Here is a 26,756-nt window from a genome sequence, read left to right on the forward strand (position 1 = left end):
TATAAGTCCCAGCGCTATGGTTTGTGGGGGGATGGTTAAGCAAGCCAAGTCATTATTAGAAGAATCTGTCAATAGGAAAAATTAATGCACAATCTGCCATTAGTAGGGTGACACAAACTTAAGTATTAACTAGCTTCAGCAGAGTTGCGTAAGCGCATCAATTGGCGTCTCATTTGCGGTGAAGCTTTGAACTCAGAAACTTCTTGAGCCTTGACATTTGCTTGCAAGGTTTCTAAAAAGTCGTCAGAACCCTCGGTTAAAGCGTCTAGCAGAACCTGCAAAAGTTGGTCGCGATCGCTCAACAGACTTTTTTCTTCTATCAACCGGAATTTCAGGTGAATTTCGCACTCATAAACACCTACATCGACACTATTTACTTGGCGTGGTAATGCTTCAAAGTTCATAGCTTTTAGACTTCCTTGTACTAAGAGGTAATTTGGGTGATCTGCTATTTTTCAAGCAAGAATTCTGTATACTTTTTTGACTTTCAAAGTGTCGGAATTAACAATCCTTGTTTGTCGGGAAACAATCTCATTGCATTTTACTCTCCTAATTTATCTTCCGGTTTGATTTTCACTCTCTGGTTTTTCAGTTTTCTGCAATAGCTATGGTTCAAGTAAACCATAACTATTATTCAGTTTTTAGGATTCCATGCAATAAAGTTTCTGTAAGAACTTGTTCAAGCTTTTTAAAGCTTTTTACATCAACTTTCTCTCCAAGTCAATAAGAGTTTAAGTTGTTACTGTAAAACTGGTGTTAACACGTAAGTGAATCCGCTGGTTATTTCCTATATAATGATAGCCAGACGTTGCTGTACCATAATTCCGTAAAATTACTAAATGTACAATTTATTCATTTAAAAATGCAGGAAACTGAAATGACCAAAGTAATTAGGGGTAAAATTTTCGTTTTGGACGACAACATAGACACAGACCAAATTATTCCAGCCGAATATCTTACCTTAGTTCCTTCCAAACCAGATGAATACGAAAAGCTTGGAAGTTATGCTTTAGCAGGTTTACCAGACCGTTACGGCAAATTTATCCCTCCAGGCGAAATCAAAACAACTTACCCCATCATTGTGGCAGGAGAAAACTTTGGCTGCGGTTCATCACGAGAACATGCCCCCATAGCTTTGGGTGCAAGCGGCGTCAAAGCAGTGATTGCCGAGTCTTATGCCCGTATCTTTTTCCGTAATTGTGCTGCAACAGGAGAACTTTATCCTTGGGAATCACAAGAAAGATTATGTGACAAATTTGAGACTGGTCATGAGGTATCAATAGATTTTGAAACCAATCAACTGATTAACCACACTCTTAATCAGATATACAATCTCAAACCTTTAGGAGAAATTGGACCAGTGATTGATGCAGGAGGTATTTTTGCTTATGCTCGTCAGACAGGCATGATTTCTTCTCGCTAAGAATTGCGTCTACAATGATTGAGAGCGCGATTAACCCTAAATAAAACCGCTTATGGATAACACGATGCTGCTTAAGTCCACAACCCGGCACATAAGGATTTTTGCCGGCGAAATAGATCAAGATGGAGAACTTGTTCCTAGCAGTCAGGTTTTAACCTTAGATGTAGACCCAGACAACGAATTCAACTGGAATGAAGATGCTCTGCAAAAGGTCTATCGCAAGTTTGATGAACTGGTAGAGGCATCTAGTGGGGAAGACCTGATAGATTACAATTTACGCCGTATTGGCTCCGACTTGGAGCATTTTCTGCGATCGCTCTTGCAAAAAGGCGAAGTCAGCTACAATCTTTCCGCACGCGTCACCAATTACAGCATGGGGCTACCCCAAGTTGCATCTGAGGAAAATACTGAAGGTAATGGCGTGTGATGTAAAAGTGGAAAATCAGTACTGAATGAGAACAAAGTTCGTAAATTGTAAGCTGCTCTGCAGTATACCGTTTTTCTCAATTGACGCTCGCCCTCGCGTCTTAGTACGGCTCACCATAAATCAGGTACTGAATTCGCTGCTTGGATGAACTTTGTCCAAGGTGATCAAAATTTTGATTTGCGACCCCTTTTGAGGTCGCAAATTAATGAAGATAAACTCTGTAGGTTTTTTCATGTGTTGCCAACGCGTAACCGCACCGGTACGTGGCTCATATCTTGCATCTCTGGGTAGAAAACCGTAGAAATTAAAAAGATGCGCAAGGAAATGACGTGATTTTTATTGAGACAGACAACTCAATAAAAAACTTTTGGTTTAATACTGAGTGACTAAATTAAATTAATTTTTATTGGTACAAGATGTCACCTATTTAAGGAATTGATAACTTATAATAAAATTTATAACAATTGCAACTCAGTAAGATTCAGAAATTTTTGAGTAGAAAACGGCAGCAGAAAGCTATCACCAGAGCTAATTGCTGACTGCAAACCGTTTAATATCACTTCACCAAATTCTATTTCCTTCTTCGTCTACTCGTGCTTGGCGAATCACATCAGAGATCTCTTCTGCATCTCTCACGTGATGGAGAGCCTTTTCTTCACCATCTGGCTCTTTAACGCCAAAAAAAGCCGGAACTTGAATTTGTTCACCCGTGATATCTGGAGAATCAACCGCAAGTTGTTGTGTTTTTTCTTCGACTGTTTCTGGTTCTTCAGAAATGACGTCACCAGGGTTGACTGCACGATGAGTTTCTTTTTCTTTGTTATCTTCCATTCGGATTTCACCAATTCTTAAATATGTGGAATTTTCATTGGCAATGGTCATGTAATCAATAACCCAAAAGAGGAGTCACTGTGAAAAGCTAATAGTAACTAGCAAGACGTCCTTTAATTTTACCTGTTGGTCTTTAAAGTCAATTGATTACCACCTACATATAAATTAGAGAAAAAGCTGAGTTATCTCCTCTTTCTGATGGAATAATTTCTTTGAACCAGGATTAAAGTGTAAAATCAAGCTACTTGACACTTTATACACATTGAGATAGACAATTAAAAAAAGCAAAGAAAAAAACTTGTGACTTCAAACACAGTTTTCTCTAAAGAAAATCCTGAAGAGGGGAGGTGATGAAGCTTTGACAAAGTTATGTCAGTAAAGGTATGAAATTTTGGTGAAGTAAGCTCTAGTCCCAACATCTGTTCTTTTAAGATACATCTGTAATCATGCTAGGACTGTATGACCAAGTGACATGACTTTACCCATCCCAGAGTGCTTTTGAGCGTGCTACAGTTATTCCCTTTCGTTTGTGAACAAGAATTTTCTCGCTCAGAATAACCTTAGTGGTCAGTTTTAGAGTTCACGACCAATTTGGGTGGGAATGCTGTATGTTGATAAACAAACAACACAAATCGCTTCTATGCCTTATCCTGTTTGGTGTGAGTCAGGCCAGTGGGTGGCATTGCTTACCGACTGAAAAATATCTATTATATTTATCGCAAATTTTTCCAAATTTTACTATTTGAACCTGAGTTCGCAAGTTAAAATCGTGATCCAATCCAAATCGTAATGAGCGGTCAACAGTGCCGCTGCCAATGCTGTTGAAAAAATGCCAATCCGCTGATCGGTGCGAAGACTATGGAAAATGATGCGGCAACGCTCTACTGCACAAATGAACTTTGTCAAGCTCCAAACCCCCTGACACACAAATTTTGCCTACGATGCTCCACACCCCTGCCTAAACGATTCCTCTGGGCTGTGACAGACGGGGAAATCTTGGCTAATGCCGGAGAATTATTAGCCGATCGCTATTTGGTTATCAGCAAGGCGCTTGTTTTGGATACCAAACCTGGTTTGTTGCCCCAAACGCCAAATGGAGAACATGCACAGGCAGTAAAACCTTACTTGCGGCTATTTCCCTACCGCTTGCATGTACCCCAAGTTTATGGAATCCTGCCGAGAAGTGGCGACACTTATGATAAAGAAATATTACTTTTAGAAAAACCTCCGCTTTCTGTGCTAGACAGTACAGAACCCTTGGAAGTCCAAATTGCTTACGAATTAACCACAGCTTGGCATAACGCAACATCAATACGCCAACTGAATTTGCTGTGGCAGATAGCTAATTTGTGGCAACCTCTGGCGAGTGAAGGCGTAGCCTCTAGCTTACTGAACCCAGAGTTAGTCAGAGTGGAAGGGTCTTTAGTACGCTTATTGGAATTGCGTCAAGACAATCAAACTTCGCCTGGTTTACCCCAACTCGGGGAATTTTGGCAGGAGTTGCAGCCACAAGCCAAAGGAGCGATCGCCGAATTTTTGAGTGAAATTTGTCGTTCTCTGATTGCGGGAGTTATACACTCTGGTGAGCAACTCGTTGCGATTATAGACAGGGGGTTGACACAATTAGGGCAAACCCAAACACCTCTTATCAAAATAGTCACCAAGACTGACACAGGACCTTGTCGCCAACGTAATGAAGATGCTTGTTACCCCCCAGCTGGCAGTATTGTCAGCAAACCACCATCACAAACAGGTTTAGCTATTGTCTGTGATGGCATTGGTGGACACGAGGGAGGCAATGTTGCATCACTTTTAGCCATTGAAACGATTCAACAACAACTGCATGAACTGACGAAATTGCCTTCTGAGCATATAGACTCATCTATTGTACTTGCTTCGTTAGAAGGGGCAACCGCAGCAGCCAATGACATCATCAGTGAGCGCAACGACGACGAACATCGGCAAGGGCGTCAACGCATGGGCACAACCCTAGTAATGGCATTGCCCATTGCTCATCAAATGTACATTGGTCACGTTGGTGATAGTCGTGCTTACTGGATTACACGCTCTGGTTGCTATCAAGTCACCCTAGATGACGATGTTGCTTCTCGTGAGGTACGGTTGGGCTATGCCACATACCGAGATGCAGTGCAACAGGGAGCATCAGGTTCTTTGGTGCAGGCATTGGGCATGAGTGCTAGTAATTCATTGCATCCGACTTCACAACGATTTATTCTCGACGAAGATAGCGTTTTTCTGTTGTGCTCTGACGGTTTGAGTGACTTTGACCGCGTAGATCAATACTGGGAAACAGAAATTTTACCCATTCTTACTGAAAATTATGACATAGCTAAAGTCACAGATAAATTAGTAGAAATAGCGAATATTCAAAATGGACACGATAATGTCACGATCGCGCTAGTACACTGCCAAGTTAAATACTCAGAACCAAAATCAACCCTTCACACTTCCCTTGCTAACCTCTCTACATTACCAATAGCTTCTAACACTGCGATCAAAACGCCACTAGTTGCATCACCTGTGGGTAGAAATCAAAAAACTCAAGTAATGCCAACAACTAAGCCCGCCAAAAGTCTAAAAGTACCGCTACAGGTGATTGTTGTTCCGCTGCTATTTGTTGTTATCGGTTTGTTGGCATATCTATGGGGTCCAAAGTTGCTCTCTATCAACTCCTCACCAAGAATAAGTCCGGATAGAATACCATCTATGCCGCTACCGCCGATCACAAGTGGTTCTCAGGACAGTTCGGCTAAAGACAATGTGAATGCACCAGGAGTGATTCTTCAAACTAACAGCGAAATAGAATTCACAACAACGAACTCGCCCCCAAAAGGCGCGATCGCCCCAAAAGGTAGTGTTTTGCTAATTCTCAAGCAACAGCAAACAGAGAAAAACGCGAGTATGTATCTGCGAGTCTGCTCTATTAACCGGCAAGCAAGCTCATCTAACTCACAACCAACTTCTGCCACAGCAAAAAAACCTTTACTCAAGACAGGAGATGAAGTGAAAATTTCATTCTCCAAATTCAAGTCATTAAATATCCCCAAAGCTCAACCAGAAGTGGCGAGACTATGTCAGCCCTCAAAAGACGCTTCCACAGATCCTGATGGAGAATCGAACAACTGAGTTTGTGCCACAGCAATGAAATCTCGCGGAGGGTCAACTCTTAAGAGTTGTTAACAAAAACTGATAACAGATAACAGATAACTGGTTAAAGTAGGTGACACCTGTTAGCCGAAGAGCAGCACTTCGTCAAAAACTCGATAAACTGGTAGAAGCCCGAAATAGTATAGATGATATAACTTTAAATCAAAAACTGAAAAGGTAGAAATTTTGCCTTTGAAAATTGTTATTTGAAATTATTTGATTCTATAGATTAACCAAGACTAACGAATCCATGCCATCCCTTAACTTGGCGATCGCCCGTCTCATCAATACCGGCAATGACAGTTTCGCCATTTGGGTGGTGAATGCTCCTTATCCTAGTGGCTATGTTCTACATGATTGTCTATGGCCTCAACATCTTACTCAAGCATGGCTTGAGTGGCAGCAAATGTTTGCTGGTCACAGTCGCTTAGATATTTCCCCAGGAGCAACACCCAAACAGACAAATCCTCTTCCTCTGGATTTTGCTGCCCCAACTTCAGCTCAACCCACCAGTTACACTGCTCGTTTGATGCAATATTTAGGAATTAGCTTGTGGGGTTGGGTATTTGACGGATCAATTCTCAATAGCTTTGAACGCAGTCGTGGCATTGCTATGGGGCAGCATACGCGTTTGCGCGTGCGACTGGAAGTTCGTGATCCGAATCTAATTGCCCTGCCTTGGGAAATTATGCAGCGCGAACCAGGTCAATCTGCCATTTCTCTGTCGCAACACATACTATTTAGTCGTACCACCAGTGAAGTCGAACCTCTACCGTATTTACGCTCAGAACAGGGGTTAAATATACTGCTGGTTTTGGGCGAGGATGAAAAGCATCTAGAACTTCATGAAGAAGCCAATATACTAGAACAAACTCTTTCCAATAGTTCTATTGTAGCAAACTATAACAGTGGTTATGCACCTTGTATGGTGAAGACACTGCTGCAACCAACTCCTATTGAGTTAATTCAACAGCTAGAAACTAAGGCATACAACGTCTTGTTTTACGCAGGTCACGGTCTGCAAGGACCAGACGGAGGTTTGTTATTTTTGCGACCGGGTATGACCCTCAATGGGATGGAATTAGCCCAAGTATTGACTCGTACAGGTGTAAAACTAGCAGTTTTCAATGCTTGTTGGGGAGCACAACCAGCAGCTGCTAATCACCAGGCTGTGCCTCACAGCAGTTTAGCAGAAGTGCTGATACGTCAAGGTTTGCCTGCAGTATTGGCGATGCGTGATGAAATAGCATCTCAAGAAAGCCAGACTTTTATTCAAGCTTTTACTGCTGGTTTGCGAAAGCGACTGCCAATTGATGAAGCCGTGACAGAAGCAAGGCAACAACTATTAATAGTTTACAGGTTCAATCAACCCGCTTGGACATTGCCGATTCTTTACCTGCATCCAGATTATGATGGAGAACTGATAAAAAATTTTGATGAGGGGATCACAGAACTCCCAGAAACTTCTATTCCGGGAATCGCTTCTTTGGTTTCCAATGCTTGTTTGCGATCGCTCTCCCCAGGAGGGAAAACTTCGTTATTGCGACCTGGGATCACCCGGATCGGGCGCACCGGAGATAATGATATTGTCATTCCAGAGCCTTCGGTTTCAAAACGCCATGCTGAGATATTATGTCGAAATAGTCTCACAGGGGCAAAAGCCGTGCGAACCTATTACTTGCAAGATTTGTCCACCTACGGTACAACCTGGGTTTGTCAATCTGATGGTTGGCAACAAATCCATCGTCAGGAAGTCCCGTTACAATCTGGCATGCAGTTAAAGTTTGGCAGTACCAGAAGTCAACCTTGGGAGTTCATCGTTGATAATTCCCCACCATAAGGGTTGGGAACACTGATTTTCTACCATTGAAATATAGCTAAATAAACCAGTACTTTTTGGTAGAACGGCATTCTTTTTGCGGAAATGACACTTTGGCAGTTGTAGCTGTGTATGTACATTAAATAATTAACAAAGGATCGAGCGACAATGGTTAAGAAAATCAACAAATCAAAAACTTCTCATTCCCTACGGTCTCAAGTTGATCTCCAGCTTTTAGAAGCACTGCTTGAACCCGAGGATGCTACATATCCTTGGAATCCCGCTGATGAACAATCAGAAAACTATTTTGCACAACTAGAACAACAGTTCCAGTTTGAGGACGTTCTTGATGAGGAACTGACTGAACGTTCCCAAGCTTTCTATAATTGCTTGGATACACTTTGGCACAATAATTTGAATTCCCGGCAGTACAAAGTTACTACAAAATCTTCTATCTTAGTGAATCTTCAAAAAAATTTACAAGCAGGCTTCGCCGCTAGTGTCCCTCAAGATTGGATCACGGAAATTGCGCACAAAGCTGCTGAAATTTTTCATTCAGGGCAATCTAAGGGTGAACAACTGGTAAGTTGTGTAAAATCTGTATTACCTAATTGGGAAACAGATGATCTTTTAGTTATGGCTCGTCCTTTCGCTTACGCAATGAGGAGCGGTGAACACAAAAATGTAAACTCAGTTGTAGATCACGTCGGCGATCGCGAGTGGACAAATCTATCTGAAGTTGAGAAAGCAAAGGTAAGTTTGGCAATTGCTTACCATGCGCTTGATGAACTCAAGAATATTGAAGAAGAAGTCTAAGATTTGTTCCCTATTTCCTGCTTTTATCCAACGGGCGAGGAAAACTTATCTTGCCAGAAGAGCGATAATTTTGTTGTTTATGTAAAAATGCAGGGTTTTTCTGATTGAGACACAAAATGTCTGACTTAATATGTTGGTAGTGAGTTCCCAATCAAGCCAATGTATATAAAAGTACAAAGTATTAGATGGGTGCAGCAACAGTAGTCGATAATAGACACAAGAGTCAACTATCAATCAATCATCCGCCATCTCCGTGATCATCTTGTTGCACTCATTACTTACGTCCAAGAAAACGGGTAGCGAAGTTTTGCGATCGCGTTGGTGAAAGCACCCTAGCTTTGAGAATAGCTGCCATTAAAAAGGCGTAAGACAAAACCCCAACAATCACCAACAGCAAACCGTTAAAAATTCCCGTTGTATTCCACAAAGCGTGTAATCCCGCTGCTGTCAGATAACCAACTGGCAAAATTTGCCAACTTTTAGAGGGTTTGAGTACAGCCAAACCGAAAAAATAGCCAAAATATCCACTGTAAGCCATATGCCCGGCAACAGAACCGAGAATTCGTGGAATCACCAGTTGCAAACCTGCCAAATTACCAGCTCCTGCTCCATACTGTGCTGAGACACTTTGAGTTATATTAGGCACATACTGTCCTAAAGTTTCCAATAGGGTAAAACCCACAGCAGAAGCTGTTCCCAGTAGAATACCATCAAGAGGTTCCGTGATACCGATGCGTTCCCTCCACGGTGACGGGACTACCTTAGCAATCATAAACGCTATCAGCAAAGGTATTGCCTTGAGTAATTCCTCCATTAAGCCAGCGCCAAAAAACATTCGCACCAGCAACTCTGTTAAAGTAATGGACTCCTGTTCTGAGGGCAAACTACCAGGCAACAGACCGCGAAACACAAAGATAAACAAATCCAAAACGGGAGTCAGTAAAATCACTGCCGTCGTCAATGCCGATGCACACAGCACCCACCAAGGCTTTGGTTTACCACACAACTGATAAATAAAGTAGTAAGCTGCTGAGGCTATATAAATTGCGACTATGACTTGGTTGGCTTGTGGTTGACCTACGGTGGCAAACATAAGTACCACGAAGATAACTGTGAGAACTCCCGGTATCAGGTAAGCTTTACGAGTTAAATCTTTGCCAGTAGAAATAATCGGAAACAGCTGAGTGAAGCTAAGCGCATCTGGTGTTTTTGAGGGAGGTCGATAATGCGCCGAGGTTGGTGTTGGATAACTATTTGCTGGAGTAAGTGGTATTGCTGCTGGTGGGGCGATCGCAGTGGCTTGTTCGTGGTTTTGTTCGTACTCAAAAACAAATTCTGGACCATCATGACCCAGAGTAATGCTATCTCCGTTCATCAATTGCTGACAACCCTGCAATCGTTGTCCATTTAAGTACGTGCCATTGGCACTAGCCAAATCACAGATTAACCAACTAGCTTGAGCATCTGCAGATGAAGTCAGAGGACGAACAGCTGCATGGCGACGAGATACCATGCGATATGACATGGCCTCTAACACAACTTGGCAGCTGGGATCACGTCCAATAACTACCTCTTGACTGGGAAGCAGCGAGTAACAAGTTTCCGATCCAAAAGAAGTTCCAATACCAGACACTTGCCGCAGAATTGCATTCTGTCTTGCATTTTTACCTGTCATTGAGTTGCAGGGTGTTTCTAAAGTATTTCTTAAAATAATTGGGCAATAGGACTTAACCCTAGCCACAACAGCAAAATTGCTAAATCCACTATAGCTTCAGTCACTGCTTATCAATGAGAAATTAAAAAAATCAAAATAAACATAGATTTTGACACAACATTGGTCATTTTTACCGTTGACAATTGACATATTTATAGTTTTTACCACTATACCTCCGAAAAAACACAGGGAACAAGCAACGCCTAGAGGATCAGCCGAACGGGAACTCTAAACGCTTGACTGTTAACACCTTAGAAGGGGCTTCGGTGCAATCTGTCGCATGTGGCGTTTTCAAGGGCAGCCAGGCGACTGACGTATGCGCAAAGTGCACGCCCAGAGATCTTAAGCGAAGCGGAACTGGAGGTTCTCCCCGGAGGATTAAGAGCGCTACGTGAACTACCCAACACCGACCCTGTCGGATACGGTGTGGGCTTCTGTACTCATAGGCGAATGCCTCAAATGAGACTTTCGTCCCATTTTTGGTCTTACTTCCCCTCCTACAGCACCAGACGGCTGAACCTTCCGCCTTTAGCATTCTGATTCCTTGTGTTCTAATATTGATAGCTGCGTTTCCATCCCGGTCATGGTGAATACCACAATGAGGGCAAGTCCAATCCCTCACGTCTAACGGCATATCACCAACTTGATAGAAACAATTAGAGCAGAGCTTAGAACAGGGAAACCATCTATCTATCTCAACCAACCTTATACCTTATAGTGCGGGACTTACGACGAAGAAGTTAAAGGCTCATACCTAAATGGCTTTAAGTGCTAGCTAAACAGCAGCCATTTCCAGATGCTCAATCCTAGTACCCAGTATTTTGAGAAATTCTGCTAACCAACGGGGATGAGCAGGCCAAGCTGGTGCTGTGACTAAATTACCATCAATGACAACCTCATTAGCTGGAACATCCACGTAAGTACCACCAGCACGCCACACCTCCGTGCTACAAGCAGGGTAAGCAGTGCAGTTTTTGCCTTGTAGGACATCAGCAGCAGCCAACAACTGCAAGCCGTGACAAATGGCAGCAATGGGCTTGTTTGCTTGGGCAAAATGGCGCGTAATTTCTAGTACCATGCGATTGAGGCGGATATATTCAGGTGCACGTCCTCCAGGAATAACCAATGCATCATAGTTTTCAGCTTTTACTTCTGCAAAAGAAGCATTAAGAGTAAAATTGTGACCGGGTTTTTCACTGTAAGTTTGGTCACCTTCAAAATCGTGGACAGCAGTCCTAACTTTTTCTCCAGCTTTTTTGTCTGGACAAACAGCATGAACGGTATGTCCCACCATCTGCAAAGCTTGGAAGGGAACCATTACCTCGTAGTCTTCGACATAGTCTCCTAGGAGCATCAAAATTTTTTTAGTAGTCATTTGATTTTTTACTGATTAATCATTAATTTATGAGTTAATATTAATTGATTTTTGCTTTTTTGAGTGCTGCTAGATTAGATTTTTTTCAAAGATATAATTCTTTTTACCTTCATGTCCAACTGAAACAGTTTAACTTTAAAAATTTTAACATATTTTAAAAAATTCTGAATTCCTCAGATGCGTTACTAATGAATAATGACTCTTCAAACTAAATGAAACTCCTTCAAAGCTTTGGGAAAATTTGGATTTTCATGTCCAGGACGGCTAAGTTTAATCAAAGCAAAACGTTGTAATGAAGTTAATTCTGCCCACTGTTGAGGAGAAAGCGTGACGCCACATTCTCTCGCTTTCTCTTGGAGGTTTGTTGGTACACTTTTAGCATCTAACCATGCGGGATGTGGTTCTATTGGTAACTCCGCAACTGGTGTGCCAATACGTTCTAAAATCAGGCTCTGGAGATATTCCTTATATGTTTTAATTTCAGGTTCTGTAGAGCAAGGTAATTCAACCAAAGCTTCACGATCAGCTTTCGTCAAATGACTCCAATCAGATAACTTTAACTTGATGCCACAAATATCAAGTTTTTGACGCACCTGCATAGGAATACAACGCAGTGAATCAACAAAATCTGCTTCAAACTCAAAAAACTCTGACATAATAATATTTAGCTCTGCTTTAATTATTTTGTTTGTTACTGAATCGAATAATTAAATAACTGATTGATAAAGCAAGAATAGCAATACCTAAACCGATAATATCAATACCTGTTACTTTCCTTAAGTCAAGAATAATAATTTTACGAGCAATAGCAATTAAGGAAGTCACAATAACTAATTCTACTTGCAAGACGTGCTTCTTTAGATAACCCGTGATATTTTCTAAGATTTCTAAAGCAATTAATATATTAAGGAATAAACCAAATATTTCAAATAATATTGTGTTAAACTTTCCGTGAGGTGTCGTAAATAGTTCTTGTACCAAAAAAATTCCTAGATCAATAATTGCTGCTACAATCACTATCACCATAAAAAGAGATAGCAACTTAGATACTACCACCTCTATATTTTCAATAGAGTGCATAAACCTATGATCTTTGAGATTTTCTGCAATTTGCTTGAATAGCTTTCGCATCTGCAGCGCTCCCCTAGAAAGTAAAAAGTCAATAGTAAAAAGAAAAAAGAAAAACCACCAAGATAAATCTATAGGATGGAAAAAGGATGGTTTGTCGATTTGTCCTTTGTGTTGAAATGGCACTTTTTTCTTTTGCATAGCTAAAGCTAAGAGACCATCAAGAAACAATAGTCAAGAATTTTAAACACTATTAACTATTGACGAATTGTTTTTATCGCTAAACATACTGTGGTGTATGTATAGCAGCTTAGCATTCTTAGGGTGACAGTTGATAACGATTCTTTCAATGCATAATACTAATATCTTGTACCTATACGTGTAAACCATGCTTTACTAAAAAAGCACAAAAAAAGATACATTGGATGATGCGGATATTTTTAGTAAATCAGGTATTTCAGGCTTAATACTTAGTGCTTAAAAAATATTAAATTGTTCAGATGCAAGATGTGAGCGTCCGACTGACCAAGCCTAAGCCCCTTTGAGAGCTGCTTCCCTACACCCTTACACCCCTGTGTTTGTTGAAAGTTACCCAATTCGATATCAACATGAATCGCCACTAGCTGTACTGCACAAGCTTTTAATTCTGGTTGGAGTGAATCGGGGCAAGATTCAGGGTGGGTGAGAGCGTTAGCTTCAGCATTATCTGCCCAAACTGCACCCCAATGCATAGGGACAAAAACTCTTCAGGGGCGATCGCCTTCGTAACTTTTGCCCCAAACCTAGCTTTCCCCCGACGCGATCGCACTCCCACCCATTGGTTATCTATAATCCCCAACCGTGCAGCATCACGGGGATGAATCTCAACAAACGGTTCGGGCGATCGCCAGTGAGTTTGACAAATTCAGCATAAACTTCAGCACAATTAGCAAAGCCTAACTCCTTGTGGTAACCCAACCTGCGACCAACTCCTGGCAAAATTTCCCAATCTGCTTTTGCTTCACTAGGCGGTCGGCAGAATGCTGCACACAGCGTGACCATGCGTTCAGAATTGGTCATCACGCCAGTTTTCTCACTCCACTGTGCAGCTCGAAAGAGGACGTGAACGTAAGCAGCGGTTTCTGTTGGATAGTAAGCGTCTTGGTAGATGGTGAAGGCTGACCAGTGAGCGAAAACATTATGGACACAGAGTTTTAGTAGATTCAGTCACGCAAACTCCGAACTAATTTCAACCAATTTTTTCAGAACTCATATTATTTTAAGGTTCTCCCTTAAGCAGAATTTTTCTAGCGTAAAAAAGGACCAAAGCTGCCTATTTCTTACAGTAGCGTTTCTACTCCTGTGAACGGTTACGCTTCCATGCTGTCTTGGTTTGTTTGAGAAGCTATGAATTCTTCAAGATTATTCTGAATGCTTTGACAAATTTTATCTAGTGGTAAATCGTTATAATCGTAACCGAAGGGATTTTCTATTTCCACTCCAATTTCCTCAATCCCAAACAAAGCAAAACTGACTATTCCTACAAATAGACCTGTCCACCAACCTAAATCTTTGACAAACTGAAAAGGCAGAATTAAGCAGTAGATGAGTACCAGTTGATTCAGATGAATGACGTAGGCTGTGGGGATTGGTGTTTTCAAAATGCGTTCGCAGCCGCCTAGATTATCCATCAAGTCATTCATTAAAGTGTGAATAGTAGCCAATTGATAATTAGTTAAAACACCTCGCTTGTATTCCTGCTGCAAGTAATCTCCTAACCAACGAGTGATTTCTAACGGCATATTTTGAATATTTTGCAAAACCTTGTATTGAGAGGGCGAAACCCAAGGTTTTAACTCCTCACTAGCTGGTTCATAACGAAGAAATCGCTTTTTTGAAATCGCAAACGCCGACAATAAACGTAATGTGTTAATTTTACGCTCTCGATCTCCAGGTTCAACTTCGTCAACTGCAACCCAAATTTGCCAAGCTAAATTGCGGATAGTGTTAACTGTACTACCCCAAAGTTTTCTTCCTTCCCAAAATCGCTCATAAGCTGTATTAGTACGAAATACTAGTAATAAAGCTAAAACAATACTGGGAATTACACTGCCTAAAATGGGTTGACAAACAGGCAATTTATTGAAGTAAAGAAAGGAAATTATAATGCCAAATGCAGCACAGAAAAGACAACGTTGTAAAATCCCTGGAATAACAGAACCTTGATATCTAAATATTTCTCTAAGCCATAATTTTCTGGCAGTAGTTTTTGATATTTTTCCCATCAACGGATCTATCCTCAAGCTGCTATTTAGCGATAACCATGTCTCAATCGCTATTATCCCACACCTAATACTTAATATCCCAAATAACAGAACCTCTGAAACTCAGGACTAATTTAAACCAATTCTTGTCATAGCTCATAACGAACGCACCCACACACAAAATATTTACGACTTACGCATGAAAACTTAGGGGCGAGGGGTGCTTATACCGTTTCACTTTAAAGTTAGAACATAGCGGGTAAGTGGGGGAGTAGGGGGAGTCAAATGTATCAGGATTTTTGTGAAAGGGTATTAAGCCTGATGACGAAATGGACACTTAGTAGCAGCAGATTCTGTTTGCCAGGGGTCACGTTGATAGAAATAATTTGGTTTGAGAAGACGATTTTCAAACTCTACGGTATACACCGGAGTCGTGGAAGCTGATATTGGTGGAATCAGCCAAATGCGATCGCCATAAACATGACGACCACACTATTGTTCATGATCTACAAACAGCATAAAGGAAGCGGTTAAGGCGTGGTGATCGAGTATCCTGACACCATATTTTTTGTATGAGTGCAGGACAGCAATCATTAACAATATCGTCATCCCAAACTTTGAACCGCCAGAAGACTACCTATTAACGCAAGTTGCTAGTTAGTACTCCTTAATCGTATCATGTGATACTGAATTATACTTTTTGCGTATTGGTAGGCACCAAAATTTAAGACTTTGTACTTAAAAAGAGGCGCTTTTTTATAACTAGCAACTTGGGTTATTAAAAACCGCCAAGACGAGCCAGCGCCGGGGTGAGGCAGCGCTCTTGGTAGGCTTTCCCGACAGCTAGGCGACTGGCGTCGCCAAGAAAGGCAAGGTTCAGGATCGGTAATTTTGGCCCAGGAAGGGAGTAGTTTCAATTTCTTTTCGCCAAAAAACAGCGTTTGTGGAAATGTATACTTAGTAAGCTTTTTGCGCGAAGTGGCACGAACTATGCACCGATCTCGGCTCGAACTCTAGTGGTCTTATCGGTAACAACTGATTTAGCAGCCACAGGCACGAGCTGTACGGCACAGGCTTTTAATTCTGGTTGCAGTGAGTCGGGACAAGATTCTGGATGAGTCAGGGCGTTGGCTTCAGCACTGTCTGCCCAAAGCGCACCCCAATGCATGGGGACAAACACTGTACCTGGGGCGATCGCCTTTGTGACTTTTGCTGGGAACTTAGCTTTTCCCCGACGCGATCACACTTCCACCCACTGAAATCCCCAACTTTGCAGCATCACGGGGATGAATCTCAACAAACGGTTCGGGATGCATTTGGCGAATCTTTTCAATCCGACCAGTGCGGGTTTGGGTGTGCCATAAACCATAAACTCGCCCAGTTGTCAAGACAAAAGGATAATTCGGATCTGGTGGTTCTGCCAGTCCCCAAGCTAAATCTGTCCCCTTTTTTTGCACCCACTTGACAAATGTGCAATTTTCTTAACTTGTCACGGGTGAATCATTAGTAGATTTTTTCTTTTCCAATTCGTTCTATCGATTTCGTTCTATCGATTGCTAAATATATTCGCTGATTTCCGAAAAAAGTTTGAGCTAACCATTTTTCAATTATGGGAAACCACAATTCTTCTATATTCAATATTGCTAATGATAGGAACCTTTGTAATTTCTTCCGTCTTGACTAGCATTGAATGAATAATGGTAACGACTCTGATATTTTCTCTAGTTTCACAGCTTTGATGTTTTGTACTACTTTAATCACCAGCGTCAGAAATATTAATTCGGACTGTGAAAGTAAACTTTGTAGATGCTTCTGGTATAATTTAGGTAACGGTTTCAATAGATATATCTTATTGACAATATTGGTCGATCTTTTTTACCATAATTCGCTCAACTTAATACAGTACACAGGCTTTGGGTTGCTTGTCTCCCCTTCAGCGTGTACACATAAGTCGAAAGCAATTGGACAATGTGCCGAAATCAGATAATCAGCGTGGGTTTTTCCATCCCTGTGAGTATACTAAGTTGGGCAATTTCATTAGCAATAGCAAGCAGGCTAGCAAGTGCTTGCTGTGGCTGCTGATTCTGTTTAGCAACCTTGGGTTCGTAAGTTTCTAAAAAAATCCTTATGGTTGCCGCATATGTCGCTGTACCAGAAAGGCGAAACACAATTCTAGATTCATCATCGAAAATAATTCGGATACCTTTATGCGTACTGACGCTACCATCTACTGGATCAGTATAGCTGAAATCATCACAGTATATTACTTCATGGGGACCGAATCGTTTTCCTTTTAAACTTGCCATTGAAGTTTGCAACTTGTTCATGAGTGTTGCGGCTCGTTCCGGATCTACTCCTTCATAGTCATACCGTAAGTGATAATTCCGACCATACAGTTGCCAGTATTCTTGAACAATTTGCTCAACGGATTGTTGCCGCACTGCTAAAATATTTAGCCAAAACAGCACTGCCCAGATCCCGTCTTTTTCTCGGATGTGGTTAGAGCCAGTACTGAAGCTCTCTTCGCCGCAGAGTGTGACTAGACCTGCGTCAAGGAGATTGCTAAAGAATTTCCAACCTGTGGGGGTTTCATAACAATCAATTCCCAACTTTGCTGCTACTTTATCTACAGCAGTGCTAGTAGCTACTGATCGTGCTATTCCTGCTAATCCTGACTTATAACCGTAAACCAGCTTTGCATTAGCTGCTAATACCGCTAAACTATCGCTGGGGCTGACAAAAAAATTGCGACCTAGGATCATGTTGCGATCTCCATCCCCATCAGAAGCCGCCCCAAAATCAGGAGCGTCTTTGCCGTAAAGAATCTCCACCAAGTCACGTGCGTAGACGAGATTCGGATCGGGATGCCCACCACCAAAATCCTCCAAAGGCGTACCATTACGCACTGTTCCCATAGATGCTCCTAAACGGTGCTCAAAAATGGAATGGGCATAAGGACCTGTAACAGCGTGTAGGGCATCAAAACACATCCGAAACCCAGATTTAGTTAGAAGTTGATGAATACAATCAAAATCAAACAAAGTTTCCATTAATTTTTCGTAATCATATACGGGATCAATGACTTCAACTACCGTATTTCCCAAACGAGACTCTCCCAAAGTGTCTAAATCGATATCTGGTGCATCTAGGATCTTGTAGTAGTTAATTGTTTTGCTGTAGGCGTAGATTGCTTGTGTTACTTTTTCGGGTGCTGGTCCACCATTGCTGACGTTGTATTTCACTCCGAAATCACCAAGGAACCCGCCTGGATTATGACTGGCAGACAAAATAATGCCAGCCAAGGCGTTATACTTGCGAATGATGCAGGAGGTTGCAGGAGTAGACAAGATACCGCGATGACCGACTTTAATTCGCCCAAATTTATTGGCCGCAGCCATTTTCAGGACGATTTGTGTGGCTTGACGATTGTAATAGCGACCATCGCCACCCAGTACTAGGGTCTGCCCCTGGCAATCTTTGATACTCTCGAAGATTGATTGAATAAAATTCTCTAAGTAATTGGGTTGCTGAAATACAGCAGTAGATTTGCGTAATCCAGAAGTACCAGGTTTTTGATCGGCAAAAGGGCTTGTGGAAACGGTACGAATATTCATGTAAAAAAAATAATTAGTTTGGAATTGACATTTGATGCTGAAAATAAAACAAGTAAGCTTACCTATCAGTGGTTCTAAAGATAAAGAGCCACTCAAATGAGTTCGTTGATCATTCTCAACTAATAGACGCTTGAATGTCGTCTAAAGGTTGACTACTAATGACGTGATCGCGGTCCTCATTACTACAGTTGGCAAGTTTTTGAGAAATTACAGAATAAAAACGCCAAACTAAAATTACTGCGGAGATTGCGGGACCTAGAATTAAACCCCACCATAGACCGATACCTCCCCAAACCAAATTGAGTCCCATAAAATAGCCTCCACCCAAGCCAATACCCCAAAAAGTCAAAAGGTTTATCAACATAGGTATCCTAGTATCCTGTAACCCTAGCAACGCCCCAACAGCGATCATTTGAATACCATAAGCAATTTGGTAGAGCGCTGCCAATTTGAGAAAAGATATTGCAATCTTAATGGCTTCAGTATTGTCTACGTTATTGATGTCCAAATAAATTGCCACAAGGTGGTCAGGAAAAAGCCAACAAATTAGTGCAACAACGAACGAAAACACCGCACCAAAAGTAATACCGATAGATGCCGCTCTTTTTACACCAAACAAATCTTTCTCACCCAGCCTTTGTCCTACTCTCGCTGTAGTAGCACTGGTAATGGCTGCTGGAATCGCCATAAAGATTTCTACTGTCTGGATCGCAATTTGATGAGCCGTTAACACTTCCGTTCCAAGATACCCCATGAGCCAAACTGTAACATTTAATAGTGCTATTTCCGCTCCAAAGTGAATCCCCATAGACCATCCAGTTTGGAAGATTGTTACGAAAATAGACTTGTCAAATTGATACAAATGATCAAAAAACTTGTAATCCTTAAAATTCGGGTGGAAAGAAAACAAAGCAAATGCTATCGAGAAGTTTACCCAAAAAACGATGCTACTTGCCCAGCCAATCCCAGCTAAACCAAGGTGAGGAAAACCGAATTTACCAAACATCATTACATAGTTAAGTGGTATATTTAAAAACATCCCAAATATTGTTATAGCTGCGATAAATCGGGGGTGATTGACAGCAGAAGCAACGTCTTTTAGTATGAGAACACCAATGGCAGCAGGAAAACCCCAAACCAGCGCTCGTGAATAGGTTTGTGCTAGCAGAACATTGCTGCGTTCTTGACCCGATAAGAGCAACAGCGAGTCGCAATGCCAAATTAAGAGCATCACAGGTATAGATATTGCACCTGCTAGCCATAGTCCATGACAAGTGACGCGATCTATTTGGTCTGTCTTGCTCGCACCAAAAGCCTTAGCTGCCATTGCTCCTACTCCAGAGCAAATTCCATACACAACATATACTGAGGTAGAAAAAGCAATTGCGCCTAGAGCACCACCTGCCAAACTTTGAGCACCAAGTAAGCCCATCATTACTACATCAATGGCATTGATGGCAGTATCAGATATTTGAGTAATTACTAAGGGAACTATCAGTCGTAGACTTTTTAGAGCTTCTGATAAAAGCTCTGACTTAAATTGAGTTGAAGCTATCTGCATTTCAGTAACAGAAGTATTTTCCTTCAAAAAAAGTTTAAAAAAGTTTGGAATTTGGTAAAGTACTACATCTAGAGCATCGGTTAAATAATCGCAACTCTCATTTAGGGCAACTGTTGGAATTGAGATAAAAATTTTATTGTAAACTATTTTAATTTTAATTATTTATTGTAAACTATTTTAATTTTAATTAAGTTTGTAACAATTCAGTAGAAGAGTTACTAAGTAGTGTTATTATTAGTCACGAGCAAGATAGTTGCAAATAAGCTAGCTGAATTTTATTTCTGTAGCGATAGTTCACCTGCCGTAACCCTCCGCCCATTCAACACCTATGGACCTCGTCAATCTGCCCGTGCTACCATTCCAACGGTGTTGACTCAGGCGATCGCCAAAGTTGAAAAAATTACTCTCGGAAATCTAGAACCAAAGTGTGATCTGACCTTTGTTTCATATGCTGTGTAGGTGTTATTGCTAGCATCTGAGACATTAAAGAGGGTTAATGTGGTACTCTACACCAGTTAAACTTGTCTAAATAAGACCTGTTGATAAAATTGAATGAGTTCTTCTGCCCGTAGTCTGGAATGCCAGCAACGCTCATAAGCAGCACGAGCCAGTCTCCCACTGCTACACGCCTGTGTTGGATTTCCCATCCGCCGCTCAATAGCTTCTGCTAGTGCTCTTGAATCTCCTACAGGCACTAAATCAGCCCAGTCTTCACCATCAACCAGTTCTGGGATACCTCCCACATTTGTAGCAATGAAAGGTCGTCCCGAAGCAATAATTTCAATTAAAGACAGAGGCAACCCTTCGACTAAAGAAGGAAGAACAAAAAGTGCACAGCTTTTTATAGCTACATATATGTCCTCGACATATCCGTGCAGCACAACCGCATCATTTAAATCGAAAGCCCGAATTAGAGATTCAACTCGATAACGCTCTTGTCCCTCACCAAATATGTGCAGCGTTATTTTCCTAGCTTTTCTATCAATCATAGTCATAGCAGCTAGAAGAAATTCTAGCCCCTTCTCTTCAGACAGTCGGCTGACGCAACCAATATTATTGAGGGCAGTATCCGTTATTTCCATCAAAGGTGGATCCCACATATTATCTATAGGAGGCAAGGACGGTGGTATGACTTGTAAAAGTTGCTCTGTTTTCCTATAGCGCTGAATGTTCGCCGCAGCTTGATGGGACATAGCGATTACTCCATCGGCTGCTTTAAAAGCATAGTGCTCGCGATCGCCAATCCACCAAACGGAAGGGGAAGCGTTAGTCGTTTCTGTGACTACCACAGGAATTGTTCGAACCGTTTCCGTTGCTATCCACTCACAAGCTAAGGATTCGAGGGGAATAAAGTGGACCAGAGTGGGTTGCTGTTGTCGCAGCAGCTGTGTTAGAGCAGCAACTTTATCTGTTATATTATTATAGACCGCTAAAGAAACTAGCTTCACTCCTTGTTGATCTAATTGACGCTCAAATTTGGGATGAATCGTCCCTTCGGCAACGATGACCTGTACCTGATGTCCCAGGAGTGCTAGAGACAAAGCAGTCGCTACTGTTAGGACTTCAGAACCTCCCATATGTGTTAACCACTGAGTTGCGATCGCGACTTTCATTCTCCTAACCTTTTTTTGCGCCACACACGTTCCACTGCCAAACCCGGTACGATGCGTCGGGCATGCAGTTTTACCAACTCGATGTCATCTTGGCTAACCTGGGAAGCATAAATTTCCAAATTTTTCAGTTTTTCCTCGAACTGTTCGCTGATATCGATAATTTCTGCTTCTGCCGAGCCAATGACTTGCTGTACCCAGGTTTCAATACTGTCTAGCTCCTCAAAGCCCGCATAGGGAATATCTTCATAAAAAATCACTTCCAGTTCGGGTTTTGCCTTCCATCCAAGAACCGCCTTCAGTAGCAATACATGATCGATATGATTGCAGATCGCCAAAGGTACCCAGAGGTGCGTCATTTCTGTTTGCTCATTTAAGAATGACTGGATTGTCTCGATACTCTCCACTGCACCTGGGTCTTGGCGGTAATCTGTCACTGTGAAAATGGAGTCCAAATCTGGGTATCCCCGCAGAGTAACATCCCCTAACCCCAACCCCTTGTGCTTGAGGCCAACTTTGGCGGCGTAGGCAAGATCCTCAGTATTCCGAATGGCACTGGCTTCCTCTACCGAAGCTTCTGGTCGAGCGTAGGGGACATATAAACCGCGCTGAAACACGGTGATTAAAGTAGCTGTAGTTTGACTGATATATCCCTTTAGCAAGGCACCGCCAAGGGAATAGGCAATATCATCGGCATGGGCGGAAAGGAGTAAATTCATTGTTTCACTGAATCCTTTTAACCATCGTTACACCCGATAAAATTCCACAGACATTCCCTCTTCGTAGCTAGCCTCGTTCAATGGGTTAAGACGTTGGTGTGCTAATCCTAACTTCAAACCCACATCCTCCGCAGCAGCAGCGAGTTGTTCTAAACGATGCAATCGCTGGCGTAGAGTGCGGTAGATTGTTTTCTCAACAGTGCCATCAGGCAAGATCCATTCAAAAATCTGAGTGCTAGTCAGGATGCGCTTATTTTCGTCATAGCTTTCTACAGAGCGCATAGCAGCTGATCTCTTTCCAAATGGCGTTGGCACTTGGTGAACAATACCGAAGAAATGCATGGGTTTGGGAAAAGGTTGGGTGGCTGTTGCTATGCGTTGTTGACTCCTTCCTCGTAAGTCCGTCAGGAAACGACCGCCCGGTTTAAGACTATAGCAAATATTTTTGAGAGTGGAAAGCAAACTTGAATCATCCAAAAAATGCGTAAGAAAATCGTCTACTGCTATAGCAACATCAAGGCTGCCATCATAAAATTGCGACTGAATATTTAGATGATGCAGATGGATGCGGCACTGGAGTTCACTGTCAAGGTGAGCAAGCTTCTCCTGAAAAAAAGAGACCATATCACTGGAACTATCTATGGCATATACTTCGTGGCCCTGAGCTGCTAGCGGAATAGCTAACCGACCTGTTCCACAACCAACATCAAGTACCCGGATTTCTCCTTGTTTAAGAATTGAACAGTAATACTTTACGGTTTCACCGCTATCAGCATCGCCGGAAGCAGAATCGAGCAGCGCTGGCTCATAAAAGAGCTGCTCCCAGGGGCAACACAGTTCTTCACTGACCATTGTATTTTTCTTTGCTCGTTCTTCAAAGTTGCACGCGATAGGCTGACCAACCCGGTTCTACCCAGTCTTCCAAATCCATGTAGCGTTGGTCATAACACCAATTGCAATCGCCACAAATTGAGATCTGCTGCTTTTGGTGGAAGCGCTCCAAGTGTTCCTGTCGCAGTCTCACCATTTGTTCTCCATTCCAGAAGGTATCGAAATCAACCTCGCCCCAGCGAGCAAAAGTAAATTCCTCTACACCATTGAGGTGGTCGCAAAATCCCATCCGACCCCTGGCATTGACATAAAGATATTGCCAAGGATGGATGCACAGCTTTCGCGTCGCCATTACGTGTACATCCCCCTCAATCATTGATGCCGAAAGTTCGATACGTGCCCCTGTTTCCCTAGCGAGTTCGCGCAGTGTTTCCATTTCCTCTCGCACCTCCAGGGTGAAATTCTTGAGGTGAACAGGGTCTTGATCAGAGGTTTTGATGGGTTCTAACTTGAAACGGTCAATACCCAAATCGAGTCCTATGCGAACGATATTTTTAATATCGAAAATATTTGAACCACTGGCAGTAATACAAAAGTATACTTGTTGTTTAGGGTCATATCCTGCCGCTTCAGCTGCTTGCACTAACTGCTGCACGTTTGCAAGAGTTTTCTCTAACTTGCCACCAACGCGTAGCTGTTCATACAACTCTTTGTCTGCTGCATCAATAGATACACCGACTACGACGCCATTTTCACCAAGTCGTTGCCAAACAGATGGCTTATTTACGGTGGCATTAGTAATCAGCTTTTTCTTTAGAGGAAATTTGAGGGAATAGTCGAGATAGTCATCAAAGGTAGGCAACATTGTACTTTCGCCCCACCCTCGGAGATCTACGAATACTGCATGAGGAAATAAGGTGTCTGCAATTTCCTTGAAGGTTTCTAGTGGTAGCACATCGCCTGCTACGGCAGATTGGCGGCACATAGGACATAAAAGATTGCAGCGATCAGTCAACTCTATGTAAAGAGCTTTGGGATACTCGCTACAGTAGGGGGAATAGAAGGTTTGTTGCTCCGGCTTGGGTTTGATAGTATGGACACTTGGCATGTACATTTCCTTTAGAGGTAGCTATGAAAACTATAGTACGTCTTGTCTACTTATCCCCGATATTTTGGGAATTATTAAAAAGTTACTCCTAAATAGTTTTAATGGAGGTCATCTTTTAGCTTCGTAAGACTGCTAAATTCATAAATATGGGAGCAAACCTGTTCAACTTGGTCTGTGGTCATAGTTGGAAACAGTGGTAGTGTTATAACACTTTGGGCAAACAAGCGGCTTTGTTCTAAGTCATGACTTGTCAAATGTCTAAACGCTGTAAAGTCTGCTAAGCAGGGGTAGTGAAAGCTTGTTTGAATGCCTGCTTGCTTTAAAGCTTTGACTACATGAGTGCGAGTTTCCCTATCTGGTGCTACAAGTGCCATTAAGTGATGAGCGGAGTCACCAAGATAGTCCCAAAAGGGAACAGTCCAACCTGATAGCGGGGTCAGATGCTTTTGATAAGCTAATACAATTTGCTGGCGTCGGGAGTTATTGCGCTTCAGTTTTCTAAGCTGAACTCTACCCAATGCAGCTCGCAACTCATCAAGTCGATAGTTATACCCGTGTAGGATTACATCATAAGAGCTTGCATGACCTTTGTGACGCTCCCAAGAGAGAGTCGTCATTCCATGGGAGCGAAGCAGACGCAGACGTTCAGCTAAATTATCCCGATTGGTAGTGACTAAACCGCCTTCTCCAGTTGCTAAGTTTTTATTGCTAAAGAATGAAAAGCAGGCAATATCACCCAGCGTGCCTACCATGTTCCCATGGGGCTCTCTTGCTTGGGAGTCAAGGTAACGTGCTCCTACAGCATGACAGGCATCTTCAATCAATACCAAACCATATTGCTGACAAATTGTTTGAATTTCTGCCATGCGACAAGGGTAACCACCATAGTGCATAACTACAACAGCTTTTGTACGAGGCGAGATGCAACGTTCAATATCTGCTGGATCTATTGTAGGTTCATTCAGACCAATAATATCGGCAAACACTGGTTTCACGCCTATTGCTACAGCCATGTTGGCTGCTGCTACAAAATTAATTGCGGGTTGAATAATCTCATCCCCAGGCTCTAACCCCAGTGCCAGATAGGACAAGTGCAAAGCTGCTGTTCCATTAGCTACAGCGATCGCATGCTTTACTCCCAAAAATTCTGCAAACTCCTGTTCAAAAGCCTGAACTTCTGGCCCCATAGAAAGCCACTTACTTTGCAGCACTCTTTGAACAGCCATGGTTTCTTCAGAACCATAATCCAAATCGCTAAGAGGAATGTGCCAATTAGACAAGGTCAAACTCCTCCCTTTTTTCGGAAAAGATTTCCTGGGCTTTGGCGTAGTCATCCGGTCTACCAATATCTAACCAGAGGCAATCGGTCGGATACGCACAAATTCGCTCCCCTTTTGCCAAAAGTCGCAATACCAGATCGGGCAGATCAAGATATTTGCCGTACTCAATGTGTTTAAGTACGCTCGGTTCATAGACATAGATCCCCATGCTGACTTGATACTTTGTTTCTGGCTTCTCCAAGTAATCAACGACTTGATAGGTATCGTCCAATTTTAGAACACCTAGGTCTATTTTGACTGTGCGAGTATGGGTTGCGATTGTGAGCAATGCTTTCTGTTCTCGGTGGAACTGCACCAGATCATGAAAATTTAGATTAGTTAACAAATCTCCATTCATTACCAAAAATGTATCATCAAGATTGGGAACAAATGATAGTGAACCCGCTGTTCCCGTTGGTTCTTCTTCTTCGATAAAATGGAGTGTAATGTGTTCAACTAGCTTCTGCCGATGGTCAAAGTATGCTTTAACCAACTCAGCTAGATGCCCTAAGGCAAGAGTAATATCAGTAATACCATAGTGGATAAGGCGACGGATTAAGACTTCCAGTACAGGTGTATCGCCTAAGGGTACAAGAGGCTTAGGAAAGTTGACGGTAAAAGGTCTCAGTCTGGTTCCCTTACCCCCAGCCAAAATGACAGTTCTTAACCCGGCTGCACTGCTATTACATTTATTCATTAGAGATTCTGTACTCATGCGACATAATCTCTATAATGATATTGCTTAGAGTAGCTCCACACATAATCAGCTACTCGAGACAATTCCTTATCTAGAGAGATTGTCAGTCTCCACCCCAATATCCGTGGTGCCTTAGATGCATCACACAAGAGTAGTTCAACTTGACTATCTTGGGGTCGTTGTCGTTCAATCACACTCACTACAATTTTTGCCCAACTTAGTATACTCAGGGGGATGGAAAAACCTACGCTTATTACCTGATTTCGGCACATTGTTAAATTGGCTAAGGTATTGCAATAATACAGCTAACAGAGGCAACGTCAGGTGTGGCAGGTTAATACGAGGAGCGTACCTGATCTCAATCCCAAAACTTTTCGGTCTACTGACGACTTTATGAAAGAATAAATACGTTG

At 42.2% G+C, this 26,756-nt stretch carries 21 protein-coding genes and 5 pseudogenes; 6 read left to right on the forward strand and 20 right to left on the reverse strand.

Features of this window, described 5'->3' with window-relative positions:
• Nucleotides 1-125: 125 nt before the first annotated feature.
• Nucleotides 126-404, reverse strand: a complete 279-nt coding sequence (locus tag DP114_RS09390; RefSeq protein WP_048869887.1) for an Npun_R1517 family heterocyst differentiation transcriptional regulator — start codon at nt 402-404, stop codon at nt 126-128.
• A gap of 473 nt (nt 405-877) precedes the next feature.
• On the opposite strand from DP114_RS09390, the gene DP114_RS09395 reads away from it, so the two are divergent.
• Both DP114_RS09395 and ndhM read left to right on the forward strand, forming a co-directional pair.
• Complete coding sequence (locus DP114_RS09395) at nt 878-1,423, forward strand: LeuD/DmdB family oxidoreductase small subunit (RefSeq protein WP_169265201.1); 546 nt, start codon at nt 878-880, stop codon at nt 1,421-1,423.
• A 52-nt stretch (nt 1,424-1,475) separates the two neighbouring features.
• Nucleotides 1,476-1,850 (forward strand): NAD(P)H-quinone oxidoreductase subunit M, encoded by a 375-nt coding sequence (gene ndhM / locus DP114_RS09400; protein ID WP_169265200.1) that lies wholly within the window; start codon nt 1,476-1,478, stop codon nt 1,848-1,850.
• A 561-nt stretch (nt 1,851-2,411) separates the two neighbouring features.
• On the opposite strand, the gene DP114_RS09405 is transcribed toward ndhM, so the two are convergent.
• The gene (locus DP114_RS09405; protein WP_169265217.1) at nt 2,412-2,681 is read right to left on the reverse strand and encodes a hypothetical protein; all 270 of its coding nucleotides are present in this window, start codon (nt 2,679-2,681) and stop codon (nt 2,412-2,414) included.
• A gap of 858 nt (nt 2,682-3,539) precedes the next feature.
• Between DP114_RS09405 and DP114_RS09410 the strand changes: the two genes are divergently transcribed.
• The 3 genes from DP114_RS09410 to DP114_RS09420 all read left to right on the forward strand — a co-directional run bounded on the left by DP114_RS09410 (nt 3,540) and on the right by DP114_RS09420 (nt 8,484).
• Nucleotides 3,540-5,828: a PP2C family protein-serine/threonine phosphatase gene (locus DP114_RS09410; RefSeq protein ID WP_169265199.1), complete on the forward strand. Its 2,289-nt coding sequence runs from the start codon at nt 3,540-3,542 to the stop codon at nt 5,826-5,828.
• A gap of 271 nt (nt 5,829-6,099) precedes the next feature.
• Nucleotides 6,100-7,689: a CHAT domain-containing protein gene (locus DP114_RS09415; protein ID WP_169265198.1), complete on the forward strand. Its 1,590-nt coding sequence runs from the start codon at nt 6,100-6,102 to the stop codon at nt 7,687-7,689.
• Between the two features lie 147 nt (nt 7,690-7,836).
• Complete coding sequence (locus tag DP114_RS09420) at nt 7,837-8,484, forward strand: hypothetical protein (protein ID WP_169265197.1); 648 nt, start codon at nt 7,837-7,839, stop codon at nt 8,482-8,484.
• 274 nt (nt 8,485-8,758) lie between these two features.
• Here the strand turns inward: DP114_RS09420 and DP114_RS09425 are convergent, their stop codons facing one another.
• The 12 genes and pseudogenes from DP114_RS09425 to DP114_RS09480 form a co-directional block, all read right to left on the reverse strand.
• On the reverse strand, nt 8,759-10,159 hold the full coding sequence (locus tag DP114_RS09425) for a PrsW family glutamic-type intramembrane protease (protein ID WP_169265196.1): 1,401 nt from the start codon (nt 10,157-10,159) through the stop codon (nt 8,759-8,761).
• Between the two features lie 435 nt (nt 10,160-10,594).
• Nucleotides 10,595-10,910, reverse strand: a pseudogene (locus tag DP114_RS09430) (zinc ribbon domain-containing protein); the annotation flags it as partial.
• Nucleotides 10,911-10,973: 63 nt separating this feature from the next.
• On the reverse strand, nt 10,974-11,573 hold the full coding sequence (locus tag DP114_RS09435; RefSeq protein WP_171975965.1) for a DJ-1/PfpI family protein: 600 nt from the start codon (nt 11,571-11,573) through the stop codon (nt 10,974-10,976).
• A 203-nt stretch (nt 11,574-11,776) separates the two neighbouring features.
• The gene (locus DP114_RS09440) at nt 11,777-12,229 is read right to left on the reverse strand and encodes a nitrate reductase associated protein (RefSeq protein ID WP_169265194.1); all 453 of its coding nucleotides are present in this window, start codon (nt 12,227-12,229) and stop codon (nt 11,777-11,779) included.
• 19 nt (nt 12,230-12,248) lie between these two features.
• Nucleotides 12,249-12,704: a phosphate-starvation-inducible PsiE family protein gene (locus DP114_RS09445; RefSeq protein ID WP_171978147.1), complete on the reverse strand. Its 456-nt coding sequence runs from the start codon at nt 12,702-12,704 to the stop codon at nt 12,249-12,251.
• A gap of 407 nt (nt 12,705-13,111) precedes the next feature.
• Nucleotides 13,112-13,802: pseudogene (locus tag DP114_RS09450) on the reverse strand (molybdopterin oxidoreductase family protein); the annotation flags it as partial.
• 188 nt (nt 13,803-13,990) lie between these two features.
• Nucleotides 13,991-14,905, reverse strand: coding sequence for a bestrophin family protein (locus DP114_RS09455; RefSeq protein ID WP_171975966.1), 915 nt, complete (start codon nt 14,903-14,905; stop codon nt 13,991-13,993).
• Between the two features lie 291 nt (nt 14,906-15,196).
• A pseudogene (locus DP114_RS34840) lies at nt 15,197-15,493 on the reverse strand (nitric oxide synthase oxygenase).
• 379 nt (nt 15,494-15,872) lie between these two features.
• Nucleotides 15,873-16,311 (reverse strand): annotated as a pseudogene (locus tag DP114_RS09465) (molybdopterin dinucleotide binding domain-containing protein); the annotation flags it as partial.
• 71 nt (nt 16,312-16,382) lie between these two features.
• A pseudogene (locus tag DP114_RS09470) lies at nt 16,383-16,723 on the reverse strand (IS4 family transposase); the annotation flags it as partial.
• A gap of 140 nt (nt 16,724-16,863) precedes the next feature.
• Nucleotides 16,864-18,498, reverse strand: coding sequence for an alpha-D-glucose phosphate-specific phosphoglucomutase (locus DP114_RS09475; protein WP_169265192.1), 1,635 nt, complete (start codon nt 18,496-18,498; stop codon nt 16,864-16,866).
• Nucleotides 18,499-18,613: 115 nt separating this feature from the next.
• Nucleotides 18,614-20,059, reverse strand: coding sequence for an MATE family efflux transporter (locus DP114_RS09480; RefSeq protein WP_169265191.1), 1,446 nt, complete (start codon nt 20,057-20,059; stop codon nt 18,614-18,616).
• Between the two features lie 225 nt (nt 20,060-20,284).
• Between DP114_RS09480 and DP114_RS09485 the strand changes: the two genes are divergently transcribed.
• On the forward strand, nt 20,285-20,518 hold the full coding sequence (locus DP114_RS09485; protein ID WP_211178448.1) for an NAD-dependent epimerase/dehydratase family protein: 234 nt from the start codon (nt 20,285-20,287) through the stop codon (nt 20,516-20,518).
• 56 nt (nt 20,519-20,574) lie between these two features.
• Here the strand turns inward: DP114_RS09485 and DP114_RS09490 are convergent, their stop codons facing one another.
• The 6 genes from DP114_RS09490 to DP114_RS09515 all read right to left on the reverse strand — a co-directional run bounded on the left by DP114_RS09490 (nt 20,575) and on the right by DP114_RS09515 (nt 26,343).
• Nucleotides 20,575-21,672 (reverse strand): glycosyltransferase family 4 protein, encoded by a 1,098-nt coding sequence (locus DP114_RS09490; protein WP_169265190.1) that lies wholly within the window; start codon nt 21,670-21,672, stop codon nt 20,575-20,577.
• A complete protein-coding gene (locus DP114_RS09495; protein WP_169265189.1) occupies nt 21,669-22,388 on the reverse strand; it encodes a PIG-L deacetylase family protein in 720 nt (239 codons plus the stop codon). Before DP114_RS09495 ends, DP114_RS09490 begins: the two co-directional genes overlap by 4 nt.
• A 27-nt stretch (nt 22,389-22,415) precedes the next feature.
• Nucleotides 22,416-23,240 (reverse strand): class I SAM-dependent methyltransferase, encoded by an 825-nt coding sequence (locus DP114_RS09500; RefSeq protein ID WP_169265188.1) that lies wholly within the window; start codon nt 23,238-23,240, stop codon nt 22,416-22,418.
• Nucleotides 23,241-23,262: 22 nt separating this feature from the next.
• Nucleotides 23,263-24,327 (reverse strand): radical SAM protein, encoded by a 1,065-nt coding sequence (locus tag DP114_RS09505; protein WP_169265187.1) that lies wholly within the window; start codon nt 24,325-24,327, stop codon nt 23,263-23,265.
• 98 nt (nt 24,328-24,425) lie between these two features.
• On the reverse strand, nt 24,426-25,607 hold the full coding sequence (locus DP114_RS09510; RefSeq protein WP_211178447.1) for a DegT/DnrJ/EryC1/StrS family aminotransferase: 1,182 nt from the start codon (nt 25,605-25,607) through the stop codon (nt 24,426-24,428).
• Entirely contained in the window at nt 25,600-26,343 is a 744-nt protein-coding gene (locus DP114_RS09515) for a sugar phosphate nucleotidyltransferase (protein WP_211178446.1), read from the reverse strand. Before DP114_RS09515 ends, DP114_RS09510 begins: the two co-directional genes overlap by 8 nt.
• Between the last annotated feature and the right edge of the window lie 413 nt (nt 26,344-26,756).

This window comes from Brasilonema sennae CENA114 (genome assembly GCF_006968745.1).
Classification (GTDB): Bacteria; Cyanobacteriota; Cyanobacteriia; order Cyanobacteriales; family Nostocaceae; genus Brasilonema; species Brasilonema sennae.